Annotated in this window: 1 protein-coding gene; it reads right to left on the reverse strand. The window is 54.0% G+C overall.

Annotated features, from left to right (window positions below; genetic code table 11):
• Positions 1-798: hypothetical protein (locus AC1RPN_RS07930; protein WP_481763673.1), on the reverse strand; the 798-nt coding region annotated here is incomplete at both ends.

The following is a 798-nucleotide window of genomic DNA, read 5'->3' on the forward strand; positions in this document are numbered from 1 at the left end:
TCTGTATACGCCGTGTACGCGTTCTTTGCCATCTCGGCCGCAAGCTCTCGGCCGTTCTCTTCGATCAGGTTCTGCGTGACCTCACTCAGCTCTGCATACGCCTCGTTGTATCGGGCGTTATTCTTTTTATACTGCTCGTATTCTTCGGCTTCCTCAATATTAGCGGCCGTCGTATCGAACTCGTATTTTATCTGCTTCACGTGATCGATGAACGATTCTTCCGTAATCTCATCCCCAATTGCGCCTTGCAGGATTTTGACTTGATCGCCCATTGACTCGGAGAAGGCGACAAGCCGCGTGATTTCCTGCGCATCCGTGAACGAACGCTGAAGCTTGCTCAACCGTGCCTTGATCTTGGTGACGCGTTCTTTAAGCTTCATCAGCTCATCGCGCGGTACGAGCCCCTCTCTGTCGCGTTCAACCTGCGCGCGCAGCTCATCATAGGCGGCTCGGACCTTTCCGAGCTTCGTGAGTTCTGCGGCGTATAGCTTACGCTCTGCATCCATCTTGTCGAGATCGAAGAACTCGGTTAGGAATGCTTTGCGTTCGGTTCCGGTGCCGCGAACCAGAGGATGCGGTACCGTGCTGTCGATCGAGATATAGGTGCGGTAAGCAGACGCGGTGATCGGAAACAGGCGAGACAGGGTTTTCTTGGCCTCAGCAACGGTTCGGATTTCTTTATCCTTCCCGTTGACGTGGATTTCCAGCTTGTCGGTTTTGCCGCGCATTATACGCCGCACCAACACCTTCTTTCCTGCGTGGCTCATGAACTCGATGTCGCGGCGGCCTTGCTTGATC

The organism is Dellaglioa sp. CoH-57-MRSF-20 (genome assembly GCF_056781955.1).